The sequence below is a fragment of the Streptomyces sp. NPDC020807 genome (genome assembly GCF_040641575.1).
Classification (GTDB): domain Bacteria; phylum Actinomycetota; class Actinomycetes; order Streptomycetales; family Streptomycetaceae; genus Streptomyces.
Genome location: NZ_JBFADU010000006.1, coordinates 62,013 through 84,003, shown reverse-complemented (window position 1 = coordinate 84,003; position 21,991 = coordinate 62,013). Strand labels below are relative to the sequence as shown.

The window sequence follows — 21,991 nt, the reverse complement described above, 5'->3', positions numbered from 1 at the left end:
GACGGACCTACGTCACCGCGCCGACCGCCTCGATCCGCTCAGACGAGCAGGTCGAGGCAGTCGATCGCCGTCCCCGGGCTGAGGAACCCGGTCCCGGTGGAGCCGCTGACGACGTTCAGCCGGAGCACGTTGTACTGGCTCGGGTCCGTCTTCCACGCGCTCGCCGGGACCACGTACGTGAACGTGTGGTTGTTGCCCCGGTAGGAGCCGTTGGTGAGGGAGCGGGTCGAGGGCTGCGTCGGCGGCGACGGGATCGCGGAGACCCAGTCGTTGACGGTGACCTGCGGCCGCCCGTTGAGGAAGGCCGTCGTGACGCCGATCCGCAGGGTGTGCGCGGCGGCGGCCTGGGCGGCGGTGAGCCGGAAGTAGACGAGGACGCCGTCGTTGACGTCCTTCCAGAGGTAGCAGGGGAAGGCGGCCGGGGCGCCACCGCCCTCCACGACGACGTTCCCGGTCCAGGCCGCCGCCCGGACGTCGGCGGGGTGGGCGTACGTCATGAGGGCGGCGTTCTTGAAGCCGCCGGGGGTGCCGTCCCAGGTGCCGATCCGCCAGATCGCGGGCGCGGAAGCCGGGTCGTTGACGAGCGCGATCGTGTGCAGGGCGGTCGCGGTGCCGGCGGTGACGGTCACCGTGGCGGTGTGGACGGCGAGTTCGCCCTTGTAGACGGTGAGCGTGTACGTCCCCGGGAGCATGCCCCGGCAGGAGAAGGCGCCGGTGCCGGGGGTCGCGCGGGTCCAGTACTGGGCGTCGGCGTTGGCGAAGCCGACGGTGTACGGGTGGGCCGGGTCCATGCCGGCGAGGCCGACTCCCGCGACCCGGCCGCGCCCGGCGGCCCCGACCCAGTTCGGGATGGAGAGCCCGTCGACCCAGGACGTGTCGTGGTTGGCCGCGAAGAGCGCCGGGTCGGGGGTGCCGCCGTCGGTGAAGGAGAGCATGTACGGCCCCTGGAGGCCGAAGCGCATGGCCTCCGTCTGGGACTGGTTGTAGTGGAGGATCTCGTACAGGCCGACGCCGAGCTCGTTGGAGTGGCGGAGGAGCGAGCGGTAGAACGGGCCGCCGGAGGCCTTCTCGTGGTTCGAGCGGACCATCCAGAGGCCGACGGAGCCGGTGGTGTAGCCGACGTGGTCGTAGTCCATGACGCGGACGCCGGAGAAGTGCTTCGAGCGGGTCTGGCCGTCGGCGCGCTGCCAGACGTCCCCGGCCTCGATGACCGTGTCGGCACCCTCCACCCAGGAGTCGGAGCCCTCGTTGGGGAAGATCCCGGGCTTGAGGCGGGCGATGAAGCGGGTCGCGGTGAACGACGTGTCGGCCTTGTCGGTCCACAGGTAGACGTTGTTGAGCCCCGAACGGGCCGCGATGTAGTGGCGGAGCGTGCCGTGGACGACGGTGACGAGCACGGTCGAGCCGATCTGGGCGAGGGAGACGGTCGACGCGCCGAGGCCGGACTCGACGTGCGAGTGCTTGCCGCCGTAGCCCTCGTACTCCTTGCCCTTGTAGACGAGCGAGGTGATGTCGCCGGTCGACTTGGAGACCTTGAGGACGAGACCGGCGCCGGTGTCGACGACGTACTGGGTGCCGTCGTCGCTCCAGCCGAAGCCGGCCGCGGCGGCGGTCCCGGGAGCGAGCGCGGCGGTGGCGGCGAGGGCCGCGCCGGCCCCGAGGAGGGTGCGGCGGCGGAAGGGGGTGGTACGCATGGTGCGGCTCCTTGGTGGGGCGGCTCGTGGGGGTGGGTAGCCGTAGGTCGCCGCGGAGCCTTGAAGGGTTGCCGGGTGTCGCGGGAATTTCCGAATCGTTTCAACCAGCGGGTGACGAGCCGTGTCGCGTACGGCTCGGGGCACCGTTTCACAGGCCGTTCAAAGGCCGTTTCCAGGGCCGTGTCAAAGGGCCGTTTCAGGGGCCGGCTCACGGGCCACTCACGGGCCGCGCCTCCCGGGCCGCTCACGGGCCGCGCCTCACGGGCGTCCGAAGCCGCCTCTGAGGGTGGTGCGTCCGCCGTCCGGGCCGGTGAGCGTGACGGTGTACGCGTCGGCCGACGCGTCCCGTACCCCCTCGGCGTGGTTGTACTGGGCCGCGAAGGTGTGCGGGCCGACCGGGACCGTACGGCCCCGCTTGAGCACCCATCGGTAGACCAGGGTCCGGGGCTCCTCGGTGACCGTGACGGTGAAGTCCTCGGCGGGGCGGGTGCACCAGTGGCCGGTGTTCGCGACGCCGGGGGTGCGGGCCACGCGTATCTCGACGGTGAGGCCGGAGACGTCGGACGCGGTCGTCAGGGCCAGGTCGGACTGGGCCCACCAGCGGTTGCTGCCGGGGTCGACGGTGCCGGCGGCCCGCGCCGACGGGCCGGGGGCCGCGGGCCGCGGCCCGTCGGGCCCGGTCGGTGCGGGAGCCACCGCGGCCGGGGCGCCGGGGCGGTCCCCGTCGAGCGTCGTCACGGCGAGGCCGCCGAGCCCGACGACCCCGGCCACGGCCGCCGCCACCGCGACGGCGGCCGGCCAGCGGCGGGCGGCGCCCCGGGGGCGCGGGGCACGCGCGCGCGTGGCGCGGGACGGCGGAGGCGCGGAGAGGCCGCGCTCCACGCGGGCCAGCATCCGGGCGTGGTCGGGCTGATGGGCCTGCCCGGCCTCCCGGAGCTCGCGGCGGAGCCGTGCCTCGTCCATCAGCGCCTCCCCGCGGCGAGTTCGGTGGCGGCCCGCTCGCCCAGGAGGCGCTGGAGCTCCGCCATCCCCTTGGCGGTCTGGCTCTTCACCGTACCGACCGAGATCCCGAGGGCGAGCGCGGTGTCCCGCTCCGAGAGGTCGAAGGCGTGCCGGAGGACGACGCAGGCGCGCTTGCGGAAGGGCAGGGCGCGCAGCGCCGTCCGCACGTCGAGCACGGCGGGGACGTCGGGGTCCTCGACGTGGTCGGAGCGGCGGTCCCAGAAGGCGGCGATGCGGCGGCGTTCGCGGACGCTGCCCCGGATGCGGGTGCGGACGAGGTTGGTGACGACGCCCCGGGCGTAGGCGGCGGGATGGTCGGCGGCGCGGACGCGGTCCCAGCGGTGCCAGAGCGCGAGCATGGCGTCGGCCGCGAGGTCGTCGGCGGCGTCGGTCTCGCCGGTCAGGAGGTGGGCGAGGCGGGCGAGTTCGGCGTAGTGGCGCGCGAAGAAGGCCCGGAACTCCGCCGCGCCGTCCGCGCCGTCCGCGCCGTCCGCGCCGTCCGCGCCGTCCGCGCCGCCCGCGCCGTCAGTGCCCGCCGCGACCATGGCGGCCCTCGGCGAGGTCGGCGGCGGGGGCCGGCGCCCCGCCCGTGCTGGCCCGCTCCGTGAGGCGCGGCGCGATCAGCTCCGTACCGCGCGCGGGCTGCCCGGCGAGGCGCGCGACGATCCGCTCCACGGCGAGCCGTCCCATGTCCCGCGCGGGCACGGTGACGGCGGTGAGCGGCACGGAGGCGTGGACGGCGACCTGGTCGGGGCAGATGGCGACGACGGAGACGTCCTCGGGGACGGCGCGGCCCTGGTGGCGCAGGACCGCGAGGAGGGGTTCGACGGCGGCCTCGTTCTGGACGACGAGGGCCGTGGTGCCGGGGCGCTCCTCGAAGACGCGGGTGACGGCGGCGGCGACGGCCGCGTAGGTGCCCTCGACCGGCCGGTGGAGCAGGCCGACGCCGTGCGTCCCGGCGGCGGCGCGCAGCCCGGTGAGGGTGCGCGTGGCGAAGCCCGTACCCCTGGCGTAGACGTCCGGCGGTTCGCCGAGGACGGCGACGCCCGTGTGGCCGAGGGCCGCGAGGTGCTCGACGCAGCGGGCTCCGGCGGCCTCGAAGTCGAGGTCGACGCAGTCGAGTCCGGTGGAGTCGGCGGGGGCGGCGGTCTCCGTGGGCAGGCCGATGAGCACGGCGGGCCGCTCGGCCTCCCGGAGGAAGGGCAGGCGGGGGTCGTCGCGTTCGACGTCCATGACGATCATGGCGTCGGCGACGGCGCTGCCCTCGACCCGGCGGACGGCCTCGGGGCCCTCCTCGCCGGTGAGGAGCAGGACGTCGTAGCCGTGGACGCGGGCGGTGGTGGTGACGGCCATGGCGATCTCCATGAGCACGGGCACGTAGAGCCCGGTGCGGAGCGGCATCATCAGGGCGAGGACGTCGGTCCGGCTGCTGGCGAGCGCGCGGGCGCCGGCGTGCGGCCGGTAGCCGAGGACGTCGATGCTGCGCTGGATCCGTTCGCGCGTCGGGGCGGAGATGGAACGCTTGCCGCTGAGCACGTAGCTGACGGTGCTGGCGGAGACCCCGGCGTGACGGGCGACATCGGCGAGGGTGACCACGTGCGCGCTCCTCGGCAGTTCCCGGGTGTCCGGGCGGCGGCCCGACGGTTCGGGTCCCGACACTAAGCGGGCGCTCGACGGGCTGTCCAGGTGGGCCGCGAAAGGTCCAAGGACCGGGTGGGCGCGCGGGGTTGTGCGCGGGCGTGCCGCGCGGTGGGATGGAGTGCGCATAGAAAGCGCTTTCTCAAGCAATGACTCTTCCTCTCCGCTCTCTCCGACTGGAGGACCATGTCCGCCCTGCCCTGGTACGAAGACGTCTCCCCCGGCCGCGGGACGCTCCCGCCCCGCGCCTGGTACGCCCGTTCCGACGCCCCCGCCCTCTCCCTCAACGGCTCCTGGGGCTTCCGCCTCTCCGCCACCGCCGACGCCGAGGACGAGTCCTTCGCGGACCCGGACTTCGACGCGAGCGCGTGGGGCACGGTCGCGGTCCCCGGCCACTGGGTCCTCCAGGGCAAGGAGGGAGCCGGGTACGGCGGTCCCGCGTACACCAACGTCCGGTACCCCTTCCCCCTCGACGCCCCCCGCGTCCCCACCGAGAACCCGACCGGCGACCATCTGCGCCGGTTCGACCTGCCCGCCGACTGGCCCGCGGACGGCGGGGCCGTCCTCCGCCTCGACGGCGTCGAGTCCTGCGCCCGCGTCTGGCTGAACGGCACGGAGCTCGGCGAGTTCAAGGGATCCCGGCTCGCCCACGAGTTCGCCGTGGGCCACCTGCTCCAGCCCCGGGACAACGTCCTCGCCCTCCGCGTCCACCAGTGGTCCTCCGGCTCCTACCTGGAGGACCAGGACCAGTGGTGGCTGCCGGGCGTCTTCCGCGACGTGACGCTCCTGCACCGGCCGGAGGGCGCCCCCGGCGACTTCTTCGCCCACGCCTCGTACGACCGCACCACCGGCACCGGCACCCTGCGCGTGGAGTGCGACGTGCCGGGGCGGGTCACCGTGCCGGAGCTCGGCCTCGACCTCGCCACCGGCGAGTCCGCGACCGTGCCCGTCGAGCCGTGGAGCGCCGAGCTCCCCCGCCTGTACGAGGCCGAACTCGCGGCCGGCGGCGAGCGGATCCCGCTGCGGATCGGCTTCCGGACGGTCGCCGTCGAGAACGGCGTGATCACCGTCAACGGCCGCCGGATCCTCTTCCGGGGCGTCAACCGCCACGAGTTCCACCCGGAGCGCGGGCGGAGCCTGGACCTCGCGACCATGCGCGAGGACGTCGAGCTGATGAAGCGGCACAACATCAACGCCGTCCGCACCTCGCACTACCCCCCGCACCCCGCCTTCCTCGACCTGTGCGACACCTACGGCCTCTGGGTGATCGACGAGGGCGACCTGGAGACCCACGGGTACGAGGAGGTCGGCTGGGAGGGCAACCCCGTCGACGACGAGCGCTGGACCCCCGCCCTGCTCGACCGGGCGGCCCGGCTCGTCGAGCGCGACAAGAACCACCCCTCCGTCGTCGTCTGGTCGCTCGGCAACGAGTGCGGCACCGGCGCCGGCATGACCGCGATGGCCCGCTGGATCCGCGACCGCGACCCGTCCCGGCTCGTCCACTACGAGGGCGACCGCTCCTGCGCGGACACCGACGTGTACTCGCGGATGTACCCGCCGCACGCCGAGGTCGAGGAGATCGGCCGCCGGGAGGACGAGGGCCCGGAGGCCAGGCGCCGGCTGCCCTTCATCCTCTGCGAGTACGCGCACGCCATGGGCAACGGACCCGGCGGGCTCGCCGACTACCAGCGGCTCTTCGAGCGGTACGAGCGCTGCCAGGGCGGTTTCGTCTGGGAGTGGATCGACCACGGCCTCGCCCATCCGGAGTACGGGTACGGCTACGGCGGCGACTTCGGCGAGGAGCTGCACGACGGCAACTTCGTCTGCGACGGCCTGCTCTTCCCCGACAGGACGCCGTCGCCCGGCCTCCTGGAGTACAAGAAGGTCGTCGAGCCGGTGACGATCGCCGCCGGGGGCGCGGCCGACGTCCTGGTGACGAACGGGCACGACATGGCCGACCTCTCGCATCTCGCGTTCACCTGGTCCTTCCTCGCCGACGGCGAGACGCTCGCCACCGGGCCGCTCGACGTCCCGGCACTCGCCGCGAAGGAGAGCGCGCGGGTGGCCCTGCCGGCCGCGCCCGCGCACCCGGAGGGCGCGGAGACGGTGTGGACCGTACGGGCGTCGCTCGCGCACGACACTCCCTGGGCGGAGGCGGGGCACGAGGTGGCGTGGGGCCAGATCCCGGTGTCCGGCCCCGTCCCGCCCGTCGTCGCGGCGGCGGGCGTCCGCCCGAGCTCCGCCGACGGCCGCCGGATCACCCTCGGCCCGGGTGTCTTCGACGCCCGGACGGGCGAGCCGGTCGCCTTCGGTCCGCTCCCCGTCACCGGCCTGCGCCTGGACGTGTGGCGGGCGCCGACGGACAACGACGAGGGCGCCGCCTGGCAGCCCGATCCGCGCCACGGAACGCTCTGGCGCGAGCTCGGACTCGACCGGATGCGGCACCGCGTCGACGACGTCGCCCTGGGCGAGCTGGGGCTGACCGTGCGGACGCGGGTGGCGCCCGCCGCCCGGGACGTCGGCCTGCGGACCACGTACCACTGGACCTCGGACGGCGAGGCCCTGCGGCTCCTGGTCGAGGTGGTCCCCGAGGGCGACTGGCGGGTGCCGCTCCCCCGGCTCGGGGTCAGGCTCGGGCTCCCCGCCGCCCTGGACCGGGCGTCCTGGTACGGGGCGGGGCCGGGGGAGGCGTACGCCGACACCCGCGCCGCCGCGCGGCTCGGCCGCTGGGAGGCGCGGGTGGAGGAGCTGCGGACCCCGTACATGCGGCCGCAGGAGAACGGGGCCCGGATCGACACCCGCCGCCTGGACCTGACCTCGGGTCCGGGCGCCGGTCTGCGGGTGTCGGGCGATCCGGTGTTCGCGTTCACGGCCCGGCCGTGGACGACGGAGCAGCTGGACGCCGCCGCCCACCGCACGGACCTGGTCCCCGGTGACACGCTCTGGCTGCACCTGGACCACGCCCTGCACGGCATCGGCTCCCAGTCCTGCGGACCGGGCGTCCTTCCGGAGTACCGGCTGGACGCGGCCCCGGCGTCCTTCGCGTTCACGTTCTCCGTGCTGGGGGGCTAGCCCCCGGCCGGCGTGTCCGGTGGAACGATCCCCCGGGCCCGCAACTCCCCCGCCACGAGGGCCGCGTACTCCGTGGCCCCCCGCAGGGAGGTGTGGGTGTTGTCCCGCTTCTCGTTCGTCAGGTAGAGCGCCTTGGAGCCCTCGGGCCCCAGGGCCTCGACCCGCGCCTTCGTGAGGGCGGTGAGGTCGATCAGCGGGGTGCCGAGGGTGCCCGCGAGGGCGCGGATCTCGGCGGGGTGGTCGACGCCGAGGCCGTTGACGAGCAGGGCGATCCCGTTGTCGAGGGTCCCGCCGGTGAACCAGCGGCGGACGATCGGCGTGACCAGGACGGGTTCGCCGCCCCTGGCCCGGATCCGCTCGACCAGGGTCGTCAGGTTGGCGCGGTAGGTGGCCGCGTCGGTCTGCTTGTCGTTGTGGGCGAGCTGGACGAGGACGGGGTCGCCGGGGCGGATCGCCGCCTCGACGGTGTCGAACAGTGCCGGGTCGGCCAGGAAGGTGACCGTGCTCTCGCCGGAGTCGGCGTGGTTGGCGACGGCGGTCCCGCGGCCCAGGTGGACCGGAAGCTGCTGGCCCCAGCCGGTGTACGGGGCGGCCGGCTGGTCGCAGACGGTGGAGTCGCCGACGAGGAAGAGACGCCTGGCCCGCGGGGCGGGGGTGACGCGGAGGGCGGTGACGCGCGGGGCGGCGCCGCCGATGACGAGGTCGAGGCCGGGACTGCCGGCCGGGCCGGTGGGCTCGCCCTCCGGATCGCGTACGTCGACGGTGAACGCCCGCCGGACGGTCTCCCCCGCCTCGGTGGCGGTCTCGGCGAGCAGGGCGCGCCGTGTCTCGCCGGTGACGGCGGTGGAGCCGGCGGTGTCGCCGCCGAGGGTGAGGGTGACGTCGTAGGTGCCGGGCGCGAGGTCGAAGTGGCAGGCCAGTCCGCCCGTTCCGGCGGTCGCGCAGTGGTCGAGGCCCTGGCCGTAGGGGCCGTCGGCGTGGGCGGCGGGGGCCGCGGCGAGCGACCCGAGGAGGGTCGCCGCGGCGGCGAGGAGTGCGGTCCTGCGCATGAGGGTCCTCCGGGGGCTCAGGCGGGGAGGTGGTCGCCGACGAGGGCGAGGTTCTGGATGGCGGCGAGGCCGTACAGCGCGGTGGTGTTGGTGCTGATCCAGAGGTGCTCGTAGCCGGGTTCGAGGGCGTCGGAGCCCTGGACGGGCGTCTTGTCCCAGACCATGGCGGAGGTGTAGCCGTCGCTCTTGTCGAACTTGGCCCAGGCGCGTGCGGCGAGCTTGGCGTCGCCCAACTGGGCCGCAGCGTAGGCGTCCTGGCGGGAGTGGCCCTGGAACAGGAGCAGGGTGCCGAAGTTCTTGCCGTAGCGGGCGGCCTGCTCGGTCTTGCCCGCGTTGAAGTAGCGGCAGTAGTCCAGCCAGGCGCTCTTGAAGGCGGGCAGGTCGACGAGGTCGATGAGCTCGGCGCACATCTCGACGAGGCCGAACATCGCGGAGAGGTGGGAGACGCCGACGACGGGTTCGGTCGCGACGGCGAAGCGGCCGGTGTCGAGGTCGTACAGGCCGGTGCCCTGGACGAAGCCGTTGGGCTGGGCGGCGATCGTCTCCATCGTGGACCGCAGCCGGGCCTCGGCCTTGGCCGCCTTCGGGCCGCCGCGCTCCCACTCGGTCAGCCAGGCGGCGGCGAGACCGCTCCAGTCGGTGCCGAAGCCGATGGAGAGGGCGTGGCGGTCCGGGGTGTAGGGCTCGGTGCGGATCTTGCGGATGGGGTCGAGGACGAGGAAGGTCTCGTCGGAGTCGACGAGGTCGTGCATGAGGTCGCCGACGCGTTCGTCCGCGGTGAGGAAGTAGTACGGGCGCCGGTAGACGGCGGTGGAGATGCGCTGCTGCTTGGCGCTGTCCGCGAAGTGCTGCACGCCGTGGCGGGTGCCGAGGCCGGCCCACTGGCCGAGGTGGTAGACGTCGACCTCGCCGGTGTGGCGGGTCATCGCCTCCGCGAAGCGGAAGATGTCGGCGCGGCCGGAGCGCAGGTACGCGTACCAGAGCCAGAGGTCGGGCGAGAGCTCGGAGTTGTCCCACGCGTAGCCGCCGATGTCGTACCGCCACTGGTGACGGTCCTCGTCGTAGGTGTGCATGATGTCGCCGTAGTCCCAGAAGCCGTACCAACGGCGCTGCTCCGCCTGGTCCTTGTAGTAGGAGAAGAGGTAGTCGAGGCGGTCCTCGATCTTCGCCCTGGCGGGGGTGGAGCGGTCGACGGGCGAGAACAGTCCGCCGAACACCCGTGCGCGGACGAGGTCTTCGGGGCTGACGGCGAGCTGCGGCGGGACGCGGACGGCCTCGGCCTGGGCGACGAGGTCGGCGGCGGCGGGGGTGGCGGCGTTGGCCCAGAAGAGGAGCTCGCTGGTGCGGGCGATGCCGTACGGGGTGCCGAAGCCCGGCTGGTAGTCCTCGTACGTGATGTTCAGGCCCTCCAGCTGCTCGGGGAAGGCCTCCTGCCCCATCCCGTCGTGGTAGAAGCGCAGGTCCATGGGCTGGGCCTCGGGAGACCAGAGCCAGAGGGTGACCTCGGCCTCGTCGCCCGCGGCGTTCCGGATGTCGAGCTGTGCGGGGTGCTTCTGCCAGAAGTCCCGGAGCCCGAAGGAGAGTCCGCCGGTGACCCCGCCCACGTAGCCGAAGCCGGAGGCGCGACGGCCGCCGCCGGCGGCGATCCAGCCGTGGCCCGGCTTGGTTCGCTTGCGCAGGGCGAAGCCGTCGGCCGAGAGCTGGGAGAGGGTGTAGTCGCCCCAGGTGGGGACGTACTGCATGCGGGTGGTGACGCGCTGGTCCCAGGTGGCGGGGTCGGGCAGCTTCTGGCCCTTGACCTGGGCGGTGCGGACGGCGGCGCCGGGATCGCGGCGCAGTCCGGTGATCCCCTGCACGGCCTCGGTGAGGAAGCCGGCACCCTCGCCCGCGATCCGGACGTGCCGGTCGTACATGGCGTCGCGCATGGGGACGGTGAAGCGGACGCCGAGGCCGCGGACGAAGTCCTTGTTCTGGTCGCCGTCGTAGGTGATGGTGTGCACCATCCGGAAGGACTCGGACCCGGCGTAGAAGTAGAGCCGCACGGAGAACGGCAGCCAACTGCGGCTTCCCTTGCGGTGCTTGCCGTCGATCCGGACGACGGCCCGCACGGGCCCGCTCTGTTCGACGACGGCTCCGGAGATCTCCCCGTCGAACCGCTCCCACTTCTCGTTGCCCTGGTCGCCGTCGTCGAGGTCGCTCTGCCGGAGCAGCACGAGCCGGCCGTCGCCGGCGATCTTCACGCCGTCACGGGTGACGGACTCGACGAGCTTGCCGCCGTCCTTCCGGACGACGGCCCGGACGGTCCCGGTGTCGACGGTGATCCGCCGGTCGGTCTCGGTGACGGAGACGGTCTTCGCCCCGGCGACGGGCGCCCCGGCGGCGAGGGTGAACCGCTCGCTCCCTGCGGCCTCGGGCCCGACGGCGTGCGCGGTCCACTTCAGCGATCCGTCGGGCCAGCGGGCGGTGGTCCAGGTCTGCACGGGCACGGCGGTGCCGTCGGCGCGGGTGAGGGAGAACTCCTGTCCGTCCGGGTGCACCCCCTTGGGCCAGGCGGCTCCGAACGTCGACCCGGCGGCGGCCCCGAGACCCTCGGGCTCCAGCCAGCCGACGGTGGCGGGCCGCTCCCCCGCCGGAACGCTCTCGACGGGCGCGGCGGCCCTGGCCTCCCCCCGCCCGAGCGCCCAGCTGAACTGGGCGGCGGCCCCGGCGACGGCGGCGGCCTTGAGGAGGGAGCGACGAGGTAGCGAGGACACGGGGGCTCCTTTCATGGGCATGCGAGGGCATGCCGGTGGAGGGGGAGGGAGGAGAGGAGAAGAGGGGAGAGGAAGGAGGGACGGGGGCCCGGGGCCGCGGGCCCGGCGCGACTCGGAACGGCTCACGGCCCCGGGAGTCGAAGGGGAGGCGGTCGACGACGGCGGTCGGGGGTGGCGACGGCGGTCACAGTCGACAACAGCAGTCGCGGTCAGCGACGGCAGTCGGGGTCAGCGACGGCAGTCGGGGTCAGCGACGGCAGTCGGGGAGGCGGTCGGCCGGTCAGGCCGTCGCCGGAAGGGACCCCCGGTGCTCCGTCGCCAGGGTGGCGGCGACCAGGATGCCCACGGCCGGAAGGGCCAGGGGGGCCGAGAACCAGGCCGACGCGGCGATGACCGCCAGGCCGCAGACGATGAGGAGGGAGCCCGCCGGGTCGCTCAGGGCCCGGCGGGCGGCGGCGCCGAGGAGGGGCCGCCAGCGGAGACCCGGACGCCACGCGGTGGCGGCCCGGAGGAGCGTGACCGTCGCCCAGAGCGCGGCGACCAGGGCGACCGCGCCCGTCGCGCGCCCGCCGGGCACGGGCAGGGCCCGTACGAGGGCCAGGTCGGCGCCCACGAGGAGCAGGACGGCCAGGTAGCCGAGGCCCGCCGCCGTACCGCCGCCCCGCAGGGCCGCGCGCAGGTCGGCGGCGAAGGACCGCAGGCCGGCCGGTTCGTCGCCGGTCCAGCGCCGCAGGTGCCCCGCTCCGGCGGCGAGCGCCGCCGGGAGGGTCACCAGCGGCAGCGCGGCGACGGTGATCCAGACCCCCACGAGGAGGCTCTCGGCGAAGACCCCGAACCGGGCCCGGAACCGCTCGCCGGCCGCCGGGGCGGCCGTCACTTGAGCCCCGAGGTGGCCATGCCGTCGATAAGGTACCGCTGGAAGGCGAGGAAGAAGGCGACGACCGGCAGCAGCGCCACGAGCGACATCGCGATCATGCCGCCGTAGTTGGCGACGCCGTCCTGGTCGACGAACATCTTGAGGCCGAGCGAGACCGTGTACTTCTCGGGTTCGTTCAGATAGATCAACGGCCCCATGAAGTCGTTCCACGCGTTGATGAACGTGAAGATCGCGCTGGTGATGAGGGCCGGCCGGCACAGCGGCAGCACGATCGACCAGTACGTCCGCAGGTGCCCGCACCCGTCGAGGCGGGCCGCCTCGTCCAGCTCCTTCGGCAGTCCGCGCATGAACTGGACGATGAGGAAGACGAAGAACGCGTCCGTCGCCAGGTACTTGCCGAGCAGCAACGGCGTGTACGTGTTGATGAGTTCGAGCTTCTGGAAGAGAACGTACTGCGGGATGAGCAGCACGTGGTACGGGAGCAGCAGCGTGCCGATCATCAGCGCGAAGAGCAACCCCCGCCCCGCGAAACCGATCTTGGCGAAGGCGTAGGCGGCCAGCGAGCTGGAGACGAGGACGCCGACGACGGAACCGAGCGCGAGGAAGAGGGAGTTGCCGAAGAACGTCGAGATGGGGATGTCGGCGATGCCGTCGGCGAGCCGGCGGTAGTTGTCGGTGATGGGGTCCGTCGGGAAGATCGTGAGGCTGCCGACGATCTCGTCGTTCGGCTTGAACGACCCGCCGATCACCCACACCACGGGGTAGAGGATGACCGCGAGGACGGCCAGCGACCCGAGGTGCCAGGCGACCGAGCCGAACGAAAGCGACCGGCCTGTGCGCGCGGTGAGGCTCATCGGCCTCCCTCCTCGTAGTGCACCCAGCGCCGCTGGGACCAGAACAGCACGGCGGTGACGAGACCGACGGCGAGCAGCAGCATCCACGCCATCGCCGAGGCGAGGCCCATCCGGCTGTTCTCGAAGCCCTGGATGTAGAGGTAGCAGGTGTAGACGAGCGTGCCGTCGGCCGGGCCGCAGGCGTTGCCCTGGCTGCCGATGATGTAGGCGGAGCCGAAGATCTGGAACGAGTGGATGGTCTCCAGGAGCACGTTGAAGAAGAGCACCGGGGAGATCATCGGCAGGGTGATGCTCCAGAAGCGGCGCCAGGGGCTCGCCCCGTCGACCTGCGCCGCCTCGTACAGCTCGCGCGGGACCTGCTTGAGTCCGGCGAGGAAGATGACCATCGGCGCGCCGAACTGCCAGACGGTGAGCGCGACGAGCGCGTAGATGATGCGGTCGGGGTCGCCGATCCAGCCGCCGGGGTCGAGCCCGATGAGCTGCTGCCCGCGGTCGACGGCGGCGCCGTCGGAGAAGAGGGCGCGCCAGACGATGGCGATGGAGACGCTGGCGCCGATGAGCGAGGGCGCGTAGAAGGCGGCCCGGTAGAAGCCCTGGCCGCGCCGGCTCTGGTTCAGCAGGACGGCGACGCCGAGCGCGGCGGCGAGCTTGAGCGGGGTGCCGACGAGCACGTACCAGCCGGTGACCTTGACGGAGGTGCGCCAGCGGGCGTCGCCGAACATCTCGGTGAAGTTGTCGAGGCCGATCCACCGGGGCGGGTCGAAGAGGTTGTAGTCGGTGAAGGCGAAGTAGAGCGAGGCGACCATGGGTCCCGCGGTGAGCAGGAGGAAGCCCGCGATCCACGGCGACATGAAGAGGTAGCCGGCGAGGTTCTCGCGGCGGGCCCCGCCGGGGCGGGTGCGGGAGCCGCGTCGGGAGCGGGCGCCGCTCGGGCGACCGCCGCCGACGGGAGAGGCCGCGGTCTCCCCGTCGGGGCGGCTGTCCGGCACGGCGGTCGGCTCGTCGGCGGGTGCGGCGGTCGGCGCGCCGGTCGGTGCGTCGGTCACGGGGGCGTCCATCAGGAGGCGAGGGCGGTCTTCGCCTCGGTGAAGTACTGCTTCACCGCGTCCGCGACGGGCCGCTTCCCGAGCGACATCTCCTCGGCGAGCCGCATGAACGCGGCCTCGCACACGTCGGCGCCGGCCGGGTGCGGCGTGATCGGCTCCAGGACGCGGGACTCGACGAGCTGCTTCTCGTACGCGGCGATCTGCTTGCCGACCGGGTCGCTGGGCACGTACGCCTGGTACTGGGCCTCGGTGGCCGGGACGCCCCGGTCGTAGCCCATGATCCTGCCGACCTCGGGGTCGTGGACCATGAAGTCGATGAACTGGGCTACTTCCTCGGGGTGCTTGGTGCGCTTGGAGGCGCTCAGCATGAGGGAGCCGAGGTACTGGCCGGTCTTGTGGCCGTCGGTGGTGGGGATGGGCGCGAGCCCGTACTGGCTCTTGCCCTCGGCGGTGTAGCGGACGGCGAAGTTGTCCCAGGTGAACTCGCAGCCGGCGAGCTCGGCGGTGACCGCCGACTTGGGCTTGGCCGGGATGGTCTTCTTCGGGTCGGCGTAGACGCCCGACTTCACGCGGGCGGCGGCCTTGGTCCACCAGTCCGTCAGGTCGGCCTCGGTGAAGCCGAGTCCGGAGGTGGTGAAGAAGGCCTTGCCCTGCTGGCGGAGGTAGAGGTCGTACAGGTACATGATCCCGTACGGCCCGGAGTCGCCGGCCCGGCCCTGCGTCTCCTGGATCTTCGCGAGGGCGTCGTGGTACTCGTCCCAGGTCCAGCCGGGCTTCGGGGTGACCTTGGCCTTGGCGAAGACGGTCTGGTCGACGACGAGTGCCATGGAGTTGCTGCCGACGGGGAGGCCGAGGAGCTTGCCGTCGACCTCGCCGAACTTCTCCAGGCCGGCCCGGAAGCCCTCCAGGCGGAGGTGGCCCGCCTCGGCCTGCTCGCGCAGGTCGAGGAGGACGTTCTTCGCGTCGTACTTGCGCAGGAAGCCGATGGCGTTCTGGAAGACGTCCGGTGCGTTGCCGCCCGACGCCTGGGTGTTGAACTTCTTCCAGAAGTCGGCGTACGGCTGGAAGTCGGTCTTGACCTTGATCTTCGGGAACTTCTTCTCGAAGAGGGCGATCGACTGGTTGATCCGCTTGGCGCGGTCCTCGGAGCCCCACCAGCTGTACCGGATGGTGACCACGCCGTCTCCGGAACCCGAGTCCGAGCCGGTTCCGCAGCCCGCCGCGGTCAGGCCGAGTGCCACCAGCGAACCTCCGGTGACCTTCAGCATGCTCCGACGGTCAACAGTGCTTTGAGTACGCACAGTTCGTCCTCCGCGCGTTATTAGAACGTTTCAGGAAAGCGCTTGCTGAGACAAAGTAGGGTCGTCCGTCAGTCACGTCAACGCTTCGGACAGGAAGTTTCGAGGCGCTTCGACCGAGGAGAGGACCCCACCTTGTGAAAGGATTCAAAACATGGGCCCCGCGAGGAACCCTCAGGCCAGTCGCACGACGTTCCAGGACATCGGCTCCAGGACGGCCCTGAGGACCCCGTCGTCGAGGCGCGTGCCGTCCACGGCGTGCGGCAGGACCCGCTCCGGCTCGTCGAGGGTGTTGCGGGCGTCCGGGTCCGCGTCGGCGAGCGCGGTGTGCTCGACGACCCGGTCGAGACCGAGGCCGCGCAGGGTCACGTCGAGCGGGAGGGGACGGTTCTGGTCACGGTTCACGGCGAAGACGGTCACCGAGCCGTCCTCCGCGCGCACGGCGGTGGCGTGCAGCAGCGGGACCTCGCCGAACCTGGCCGTCGTGTACGTCGGCGCGTCCACGCGCACGTCCAGGACGGTCCCGCGGCCGTACCGGGAGGCCTGCGCGAAGGGGAAGAAGGTGGTCTGCCGCCAGGCCGGGCCGCCGGGCTCGGTCATGATCGGGGCGATCACGTTGACGAGCTGCGCGAGGCAGGCGACGGCGACCCGGTCGGCGTGCCGGAGCAGGGTGACGAGGAGGCTGCCGAAGACGACGGCGTCGGTGACGGTGTAGACGTCCTCCAGGAGGCGCGGCGCCTCCTGCCAGTCCTCCACCGGGTGCGGGTTGGGCCTGCGCTGGTACCAGACGTTCCACTCGTCGAAGGAGAGCGTGAGCTTCTTCGGGTTCTTGAGGCGGGCACCGACGTGGTCGCAGGTCGCGACGACCTCCTCGATGAAGGCCTCCATGTCGACGGCGGAGGCGAGGAAGGAGTCGCGGTCACCGTTCTCCTCCTCGTAGTAGGCGTGCAGCGAGACGTGGTCGACGACGTCGTACGTCTCGGCGAGGACGGTCGCCTCCCAGGCGGCGAAGGTCGGCAGGCTTCGCCCCGAGCTGCCGCAGGCCACGAGTTCGAGGCCGGGGTCGATGCCGCGCAGCGCGCGGGCGGTCTGGGCGGCCAGCCTTCCGTACTCCTGCGCCGTCTTCTGACCGGTCTGCCAGGGGCCGTCCAGCTCGTTGCCGAGGCACCACAGGCGGATGCCGAAGGGGTCCTTGTCGCCGTGGGCCACGCGGAGGTCGGAGAGCGTCGTGCCGCCGGGGTGGTTGGCGTACTCGACGAGGTCCATGGCCTCGGAGATGCCCCGGGTGCCGAGGTTGATCGCCATCATCGGCTCGGCGCCGGGTCCCGCCTTCCGCAGGAAGGTCATGAACTCGCTGAGGCCGAAACGATTCGTCTCGGTGGAGCGCCAGGCGACGTCGAGCCGCCGGGGCCGCTCGTCGACCGGACCGACGCTGTCCTCCCATCGGTAGCCGGAGACGAAGTTGCCGCCCGGGTAGCGGATCGCGGTGACGCCGAGCTCGCGGACGAGCTCCAGGACGTCGGTGCGCAGGCCGTCCTCGTCGGCGGCGGGGTGGCCGGGCTCGTGGATGCCGGTGTAGACGCAGCGGCCGAGGTGTTCGACGAAGGAGCCGAAGAGGCGGGGGTCGACGGGGCCGACGGTGAAGTCGGGGTCGAGGGTGAAACGAGCGGTGCCGGTGGTGCGTTCGGGCTGGGACACGCGATTCCCTCTCGTTCGAGACGCATCCAGACGCGCTGGATGTTCGATATTTCGACCAGTGGTCGTGTCGTCGGACGAGAAGGTAGGAGCGCGACTCGGGAACCGTCAATGGACGCCCGAAGGCCGGGCGGCCCCCCGTCGTGTTCACGGGGGTCCGCCCGGCCTCGTCGTACGCGGGCCCTGCTCTGTGCGGGGCGGGCAGTTATTCGAGCAGGTCCGCGTACGCGCCCATGGCCAGGGCGATGTCCGCCTGGGCCCAGAACCGGTGGTAGGTGAAGACGGGGGCGGCGCCGCCCGCCAGGTAGGCCTCGATCTTCGGCCAGGCCGGGTCGTTCTTGTAGAAGGACCGGATGGAGGCGAAGGTCGAGGAGGAGTTCACGGCGTCACCGTTCGGCATGACGCCGGTCCAGCCGCTCGGCACGTACACCGGGTCGTCGAAGCGGCTGTAGTCGGAGCGGGTCTCCGGGACCGCGATGCCCAGCGCGTCCTGGTGGTGCGTCCACATGCCGTCGAGCAGCGCCTTGGCGACGCGCTTGGCCTCGGCGTGGCCGGACTTGGCCGCGTAGTAGGTGAGCGTCTTGGCGTAGGAGCCGGCGACGCCGACGTCGTTGGTGTAGTCGGCGACGGTGACGTGCAGACCGGCGTTGGCGCCCGGGGTCGCCGCGTTCCAGGTGTCGGGGGCGCCGGACCACTGGAGGGTGGAGGGGATGCGGTAGGTGCCGTCCGGGTTGATCGTGGTCTTGGACAGCGCCCAGGTGACCCACTTGTCGAGGACGGCCTTGGCCTTGGCGTCACCGGACTGCTGGTAGTACTCGGCGACGCGCTCCATCGACCAGGTCTGGAAGCCGAACCACTGGTTCGACGCCGGGTCGTGGTAGACGGGCTTCTCGTCGTAGTACATGCCGTAGAAGGTGGGGGTGCCGGCCGGCGGGGTGGCGTAGCGGCCCTGCCAGCTGTTGGTGGCACCGCCCGCGATGGCGCCCTCGTCGGACTGGAGCCAGCGGTAGAACTCGATCTGTCGGCCGAGGCTGGTCGCCCAGTCGGCCTGGCCCGTCGCCGACTTCGGCTTGAGCGGGGCGTACTGGCTGAGCGCGTACGCGGCCAGCGGGTTCTGGTAGCCGCTGTGGTTGTGGCTGGAGCCGATGCGCCACGACCAGCCGGCCGAGGTGTCGGTCGCGCCGCCCCAGGCGTAGTACCAGGAGATCAGGTAGCTGGAGCTGTCCTTGCCGGTGCCGGCCGGGCAGGTGGTCGGGCCGACGCAGTTGCCGATCTTCTTGAAGTACTTGTCGAACATGGCGTACCGCAGGTAGTCGCCCATCTTGGCGGCCTTGCCGACGGTCGCGGCGACCTGGGTGCCCTTGCCCTGCTCCTTGGCCCAGAGGTCGGCCCAGTAGGCGGCCTGGACGGCGCGGGCGTCGGCGTCGGGGGCGTTGGTGAACTTCCACTGCTTGGCGTAGGAGGAGTCGCCGGTGAAGAGGTCGAGGTAGCCGTTCTTGCCGCCGTAGGCGAACTTGTCGCAGGTCGGGTGGGTGACGGTCTCCCAGACGGACTCCTGCGGGCCGCGCTGGAAGGTGTTGATGTACGAGGGGCCGGTCGCCGTCGGGCCGGCGGAGCACTTGCCGGGCTCGTTGCCGAAGCCGTAGACGTTGTCGACGTCCTGGATCCAGTGCATGCCGTAGATGTCGTCGGTGCCGTAGGCGCTCTTCAGCTCGCCGGCGATCGGGTCGACGCCGGCGGTGACGCCGCCGTCGAGGCGCGAGGGGTACTGGGAGGGAAGGTCCCACTCGGGCGCGTAGGTGGCGGGCTTCGAGGCGTTGTAGCTGCCGGTGGTCGGCGTGTCGGCGTGGGTGGGGATCATGAATTTCTCCATGGTGTCCCAGGCGCCGTTGAACTTGGTCCAGTCGCCGGTGATCTTGCCGTACATCGCCTGGAGCCAGACGAGGTAGCTGTACGCCTCCGAGGTCGTCTCGTGCCCGTGGTCGGGGGCCTCGACGATCAGGGTCTCGACGGAGTGGTACGGGATGCCCTCGGGCGAGAAGTAGCCGTTGGCCGGGTTGGTGATCTTCCCGTGGAGGTCGAGGAAGCGGGAGTCGTACGTGGAGTCCGCGGCCAGCTGGGTGGCGGTGACCTCGGCCTTCGCGTGGCCGGGTGCGGTCGCGGTGAAGACGGCCGACCCGGTGCCGGTGGCCGCCGCGGCGACGGTCACCTTCTGGGCGGTGTTCCAGTTCGCCGGGGTGAAGGTGAGGGTCGCCGGGGTCGCGGTGAGGTTGGTGTTGCCTGAGGTACGGGCGACGGTCACCGTGACGTTGGCGGTGGGCGCGGTGGAGAGCTTCAGGTCGAAGGTCCCGGTGGAGCCCTGCCGTACGCCGAGCTGGCTCGGCGAGGCGACGAGCGCGGGTCCGGCGGCGACGGTGATGCCGACGGGGGCCGACTCGGCGGAAGCGCCGAGGCTGTCGTAGGCCTTGGCGTAGAGGGAGTGGGCGCCGGCGGCGAGGGCGGTGGCGCTGTGGGTGAAGGGCGCGGTCGTGTCCGTACCGAGGAGGGTGGTGTCGCTGTAGAACTCCACCTTGCTCACGGTGGCGCTGTCGGCCGCGGCCGCCGTGGCGGCGAGCGGGACCGCGGTGCCCTCGGTGTAGACGGCTCCGGCGGTGGGGCTGGTCAGGACCGCCACCGGGGGCTGGTGGGCGCCGGTGCAGGAGGTGCCGTTGACCGCGAAACCGGTCGGGGCGGCGTTCGTCCCGCTGTACGTGAACTGTCCGCCGACCGAGACGGCGGCGCCGGACGCGAGCGTGCCGTTCCAGGACGCGTTGGTGACGGTGACGTTCTTGCCCGACTGGGACCAGACGCCGCTCCAGCCGTTGGTGAGCTTCTGGTCACCTGCGTAGGCGTAGGTCAGCGTCCAGCCGTTGAGGGTCTCGGCTGCCCGGTTGGTGAGCGTGAGTTCGGCGGTGAAGCCCGAACCCCAGTCGTTCGTCTTGTAGTCGACGCTGCACTGGACGCCGGCGGCCTGCGCGGCGGGAAGGGCACCGAAGGCCGTGAGGCCCAGGGGGAGCGCGAAAGCGGCGGTGAGCGCGGTGAGCGATCGGCGCGCCCGTCGTCTCGTTCGGAGGCGTGAAGGTGCTCGTGACATGCGGGTGGTTCTCCTCGCGGCTCGGGAGGTCGGGGGGTGCGAAGAGCGGGGGGAGCTGCCTGTGGGGACAAGCTCTGAACCAGTGGGAGCGCTCCCACTGTGCAGTTGGGCCGCAACGGCGTCAAGATGTGCGAAGAGTCGAAGGCAGATGAGCGGGAAATTTACCCAACCCCTCTTTTGCTTGGCGTGAGTTGACGCTACGGTCTGCCCCGACCAGTGGGAGCGATTCCGTCCAGTCGGCGCACCGTCCGCGGTGTGCCCTCGCTGTCAGGACTCGCTCATGCGACATCCCCCACGTCTCACCGCGCTGCTCTCCGGAGCGGCGCTCACGATGGCGAGCACCGCTCTCGCCGTCGTGGGTACGGCCTCAGGAGCCGCGGCCGCACCCGCCTGCACAGTGGAGTACTCGGTCGCCGGCCAGTGGTCCGGCGGCTACCAGGGTGCCGTCACCGTCACCAACAACAGCGCCGCGCTGAACGGTTGGAGCCTCGGCTTCGCCTTCCCGGCCGGCCAGGTCGTCAGCCAGGGCTGGGGCGGCAAGTGGTCCCAGACCGGGGCCGACGTCACGGTCGTCAACGAGAGCTGGAACGCGTCGCTCGCCACGGGCGCGAAGGTGACGACCGGCTTCATCGCCTCCTGGACGGGGGCCAACACGGCCCCGACCGCCTTCACCCTGGGCGGCACGCCGTGCGACACGGGCGGGCCGACGACGCCACCGACCACGGCGCCGCCGACGACCGCGCCTCCCACCACGACACCCCCGACCACTCCCCCTCCCACGACCCTTCCCCCCACGACTCCGCCGCCCACCACCACTCCCCCCACGTCACCACCCCCGACTCCGGTCACGGGCGCTCCCCAACTCACCGTGAGCGGAAACAAGTTCACCGACCAGAACGGCGCGGTCCGCCGCCTCCTCGGCGTCAACCGCTCCGGCGGCGAGTTCATGTGCGTCCAGGGCTACGGCTTCTTCGACGGTCCCGTCGACGACGCCTCGGTCAAGGCCATCGCCGACTGGAAGGCCAACACGGTCCGCATTCCCCTCAACGAGGAGTGCTGGCTCGGCCTGGACAACATCAAGCCCGAGTACCGGGGCACGAACTACGTCAACGCGGTCAAGGACCTGGTGACCAGGGTCCTCGCCCACGGGATGACGCCGGTCGTGGAACTGCACTGGTCGTACGGCCAGTACACGGGGAACTCGTCGGGCTGCTCCGACGTGCACGCCTCCTGCCAGAAGCCGATGCCGAACGCCCAGTACACCCCGGCGTTCTGGACCTCGGTGGCGAACACCTTCAAGAACGACAAGCGGGTCGTCTTCGACCTCTTCAACGAGCCCTACCCGGACCGGGCGACCTCCACCGCGACCCAGGCATGGACCTGCTGGCGCGACGGAGGCAGCTGCCCCGGCATCGGTTACGAGGTCGCCGGCATGCAGGACCTGGTGGACGCGGTCCGCGCCACGGGGGCGAAGAACCTGGTTCTCGTCCCGGGCATCGCGTACTCCAACGACCTCAGCCAGTGGCTCACGTACCGACCCACCGACCCGGCGGCGAATCTGGCCGCCGCCTGGCACGTCTACAACTTCAACACCTGCTCCACCGAGACGTGCTGGAACGACACCCTCGCCCCCGTCTCCGCCCAAGTGCCCCTGCTGGCGGGCGAGATCGGCGAGAACACCTGCGGACACGCGTTCATCGACCGCGTCATGAAGTGGTTCGACGACCGCGGCCTCTCGTACCTGGGCTGGACCTGGAACACATGGAACTGCAACTCGGGTCCCGCACTGATCAGTTCGTACGACGGCACTCCGACCGCGTTCGGCATCGGGCTGCGCGACCACCTGCGCTCCCTCGCCTCATGAAGTCACCCGAGTATCC

The 21,991-nt window shown here is 72.1% G+C and carries 14 protein-coding genes; 2 read left to right on the top strand and 12 right to left on the bottom strand.

Annotation, left to right across the window (positions count from 1 at the left end):
* Window positions 1–38: 38 nt before the first annotated feature.
* The 4 genes from AB0G79_RS12460 to AB0G79_RS12445 all read right to left on the bottom strand — a co-directional run bounded on the left by AB0G79_RS12460 (window position 39) and on the right by AB0G79_RS12445 (window position 4,292).
* Entirely contained in the window at window positions 39–1,694 is a 1,656-nt protein-coding gene (locus tag AB0G79_RS12460) for a rhamnogalacturonan lyase B N-terminal domain-containing protein (protein ID WP_360804493.1), read from the bottom strand.
* Window positions 1,695–1,952: 258 nt separating this feature from the next.
* Entirely contained in the window at window positions 1,953–2,657 is a 705-nt protein-coding gene (locus AB0G79_RS12455) for a hypothetical protein (protein WP_360804490.1), read from the bottom strand.
* Window positions 2,657–3,241: a SigE family RNA polymerase sigma factor gene (locus AB0G79_RS12450; protein WP_360804487.1), complete on the bottom strand. Its 585-nt coding sequence runs from the start codon at window positions 3,239–3,241 to the stop codon at window positions 2,657–2,659. Before AB0G79_RS12450 ends, AB0G79_RS12455 begins: the two co-directional genes overlap by 1 nt.
* Window positions 3,222–4,292 carry a LacI family DNA-binding transcriptional regulator gene (locus AB0G79_RS12445; protein WP_360804484.1) on the bottom strand — a complete coding sequence of 357 codons (1,071 nt, stop codon included), beginning with the start codon at window positions 4,290–4,292 and terminating at the stop codon, window positions 3,222–3,224. Before AB0G79_RS12445 ends, AB0G79_RS12450 begins: the two co-directional genes overlap by 20 nt.
* Window positions 4,293–4,520: 228 nt before the next feature.
* Between AB0G79_RS12445 and AB0G79_RS12440 the strand changes: the two genes are divergently transcribed.
* Window positions 4,521–7,406 (top strand): glycoside hydrolase family 2 TIM barrel-domain containing protein, encoded by a 2,886-nt coding sequence (locus tag AB0G79_RS12440; RefSeq protein WP_360804481.1) that lies wholly within the window; start codon window positions 4,521–4,523, stop codon window positions 7,404–7,406.
* Here AB0G79_RS12440 and AB0G79_RS12435 read toward each other — a convergent pair.
* From AB0G79_RS12435 to AB0G79_RS12400, 8 genes are all read right to left on the bottom strand, one after another.
* Window positions 7,403–8,455 (bottom strand): rhamnogalacturonan acetylesterase, encoded by a 1,053-nt coding sequence (locus AB0G79_RS12435; protein WP_360804478.1) that lies wholly within the window; start codon window positions 8,453–8,455, stop codon window positions 7,403–7,405. The two genes, AB0G79_RS12440 and AB0G79_RS12435, sit on opposite strands and share 4 nt — an antisense overlap.
* A 17-nt stretch (window positions 8,456–8,472) precedes the next feature.
* Complete coding sequence (locus AB0G79_RS12430; protein WP_360804475.1) at window positions 8,473–11,208, bottom strand: Tat pathway signal sequence domain protein; 2,736 nt, start codon at window positions 11,206–11,208, stop codon at window positions 8,473–8,475.
* A 280-nt stretch (window positions 11,209–11,488) separates the two neighbouring features.
* The gene (locus tag AB0G79_RS12425) at window positions 11,489–12,085 is read right to left on the bottom strand and encodes a hypothetical protein (protein ID WP_360804472.1); all 597 of its coding nucleotides are present in this window, start codon (window positions 12,083–12,085) and stop codon (window positions 11,489–11,491) included.
* Window positions 12,082–12,939: a carbohydrate ABC transporter permease gene (locus tag AB0G79_RS12420; protein WP_360804469.1), complete on the bottom strand. Its 858-nt coding sequence runs from the start codon at window positions 12,937–12,939 to the stop codon at window positions 12,082–12,084. The genes AB0G79_RS12425 and AB0G79_RS12420 overlap by 4 nt, the downstream gene beginning before the upstream one ends.
* Complete coding sequence (locus tag AB0G79_RS12415) at window positions 12,936–13,985, bottom strand: ABC transporter permease subunit (protein ID WP_360804466.1); 1,050 nt, start codon at window positions 13,983–13,985, stop codon at window positions 12,936–12,938. Before AB0G79_RS12415 ends, AB0G79_RS12420 begins: the two co-directional genes overlap by 4 nt.
* A gap of 11 nt (window positions 13,986–13,996) precedes the next feature.
* Window positions 13,997–15,253 (bottom strand): extracellular solute-binding protein, encoded by a 1,257-nt coding sequence (locus AB0G79_RS12410; RefSeq protein WP_360804464.1) that lies wholly within the window; start codon window positions 15,251–15,253, stop codon window positions 13,997–13,999.
* A 204-nt stretch (window positions 15,254–15,457) separates the two neighbouring features.
* A complete protein-coding gene (locus AB0G79_RS12405; protein WP_360804461.1) occupies window positions 15,458–16,981 on the bottom strand; it encodes an alpha-N-arabinofuranosidase in 1,524 nt (507 codons plus the stop codon).
* A 202-nt stretch (window positions 16,982–17,183) separates the two neighbouring features.
* A complete protein-coding gene (locus AB0G79_RS12400; RefSeq protein WP_360804458.1) occupies window positions 17,184–20,111 on the bottom strand; it encodes a glycoside hydrolase family 48 protein in 2,928 nt (975 codons plus the stop codon).
* 280 nt (window positions 20,112–20,391) lie between these two features.
* Between AB0G79_RS12400 and AB0G79_RS12395 the strand changes: the two genes are divergently transcribed.
* Window positions 20,392–21,975 carry a cellulase family glycosylhydrolase gene (locus tag AB0G79_RS12395; protein ID WP_360804455.1) on the top strand — a complete coding sequence of 528 codons (1,584 nt, stop codon included), beginning with the start codon at window positions 20,392–20,394 and terminating at the stop codon, window positions 21,973–21,975.
* Window positions 21,976–21,991: the final 16 nt, after the last annotated feature.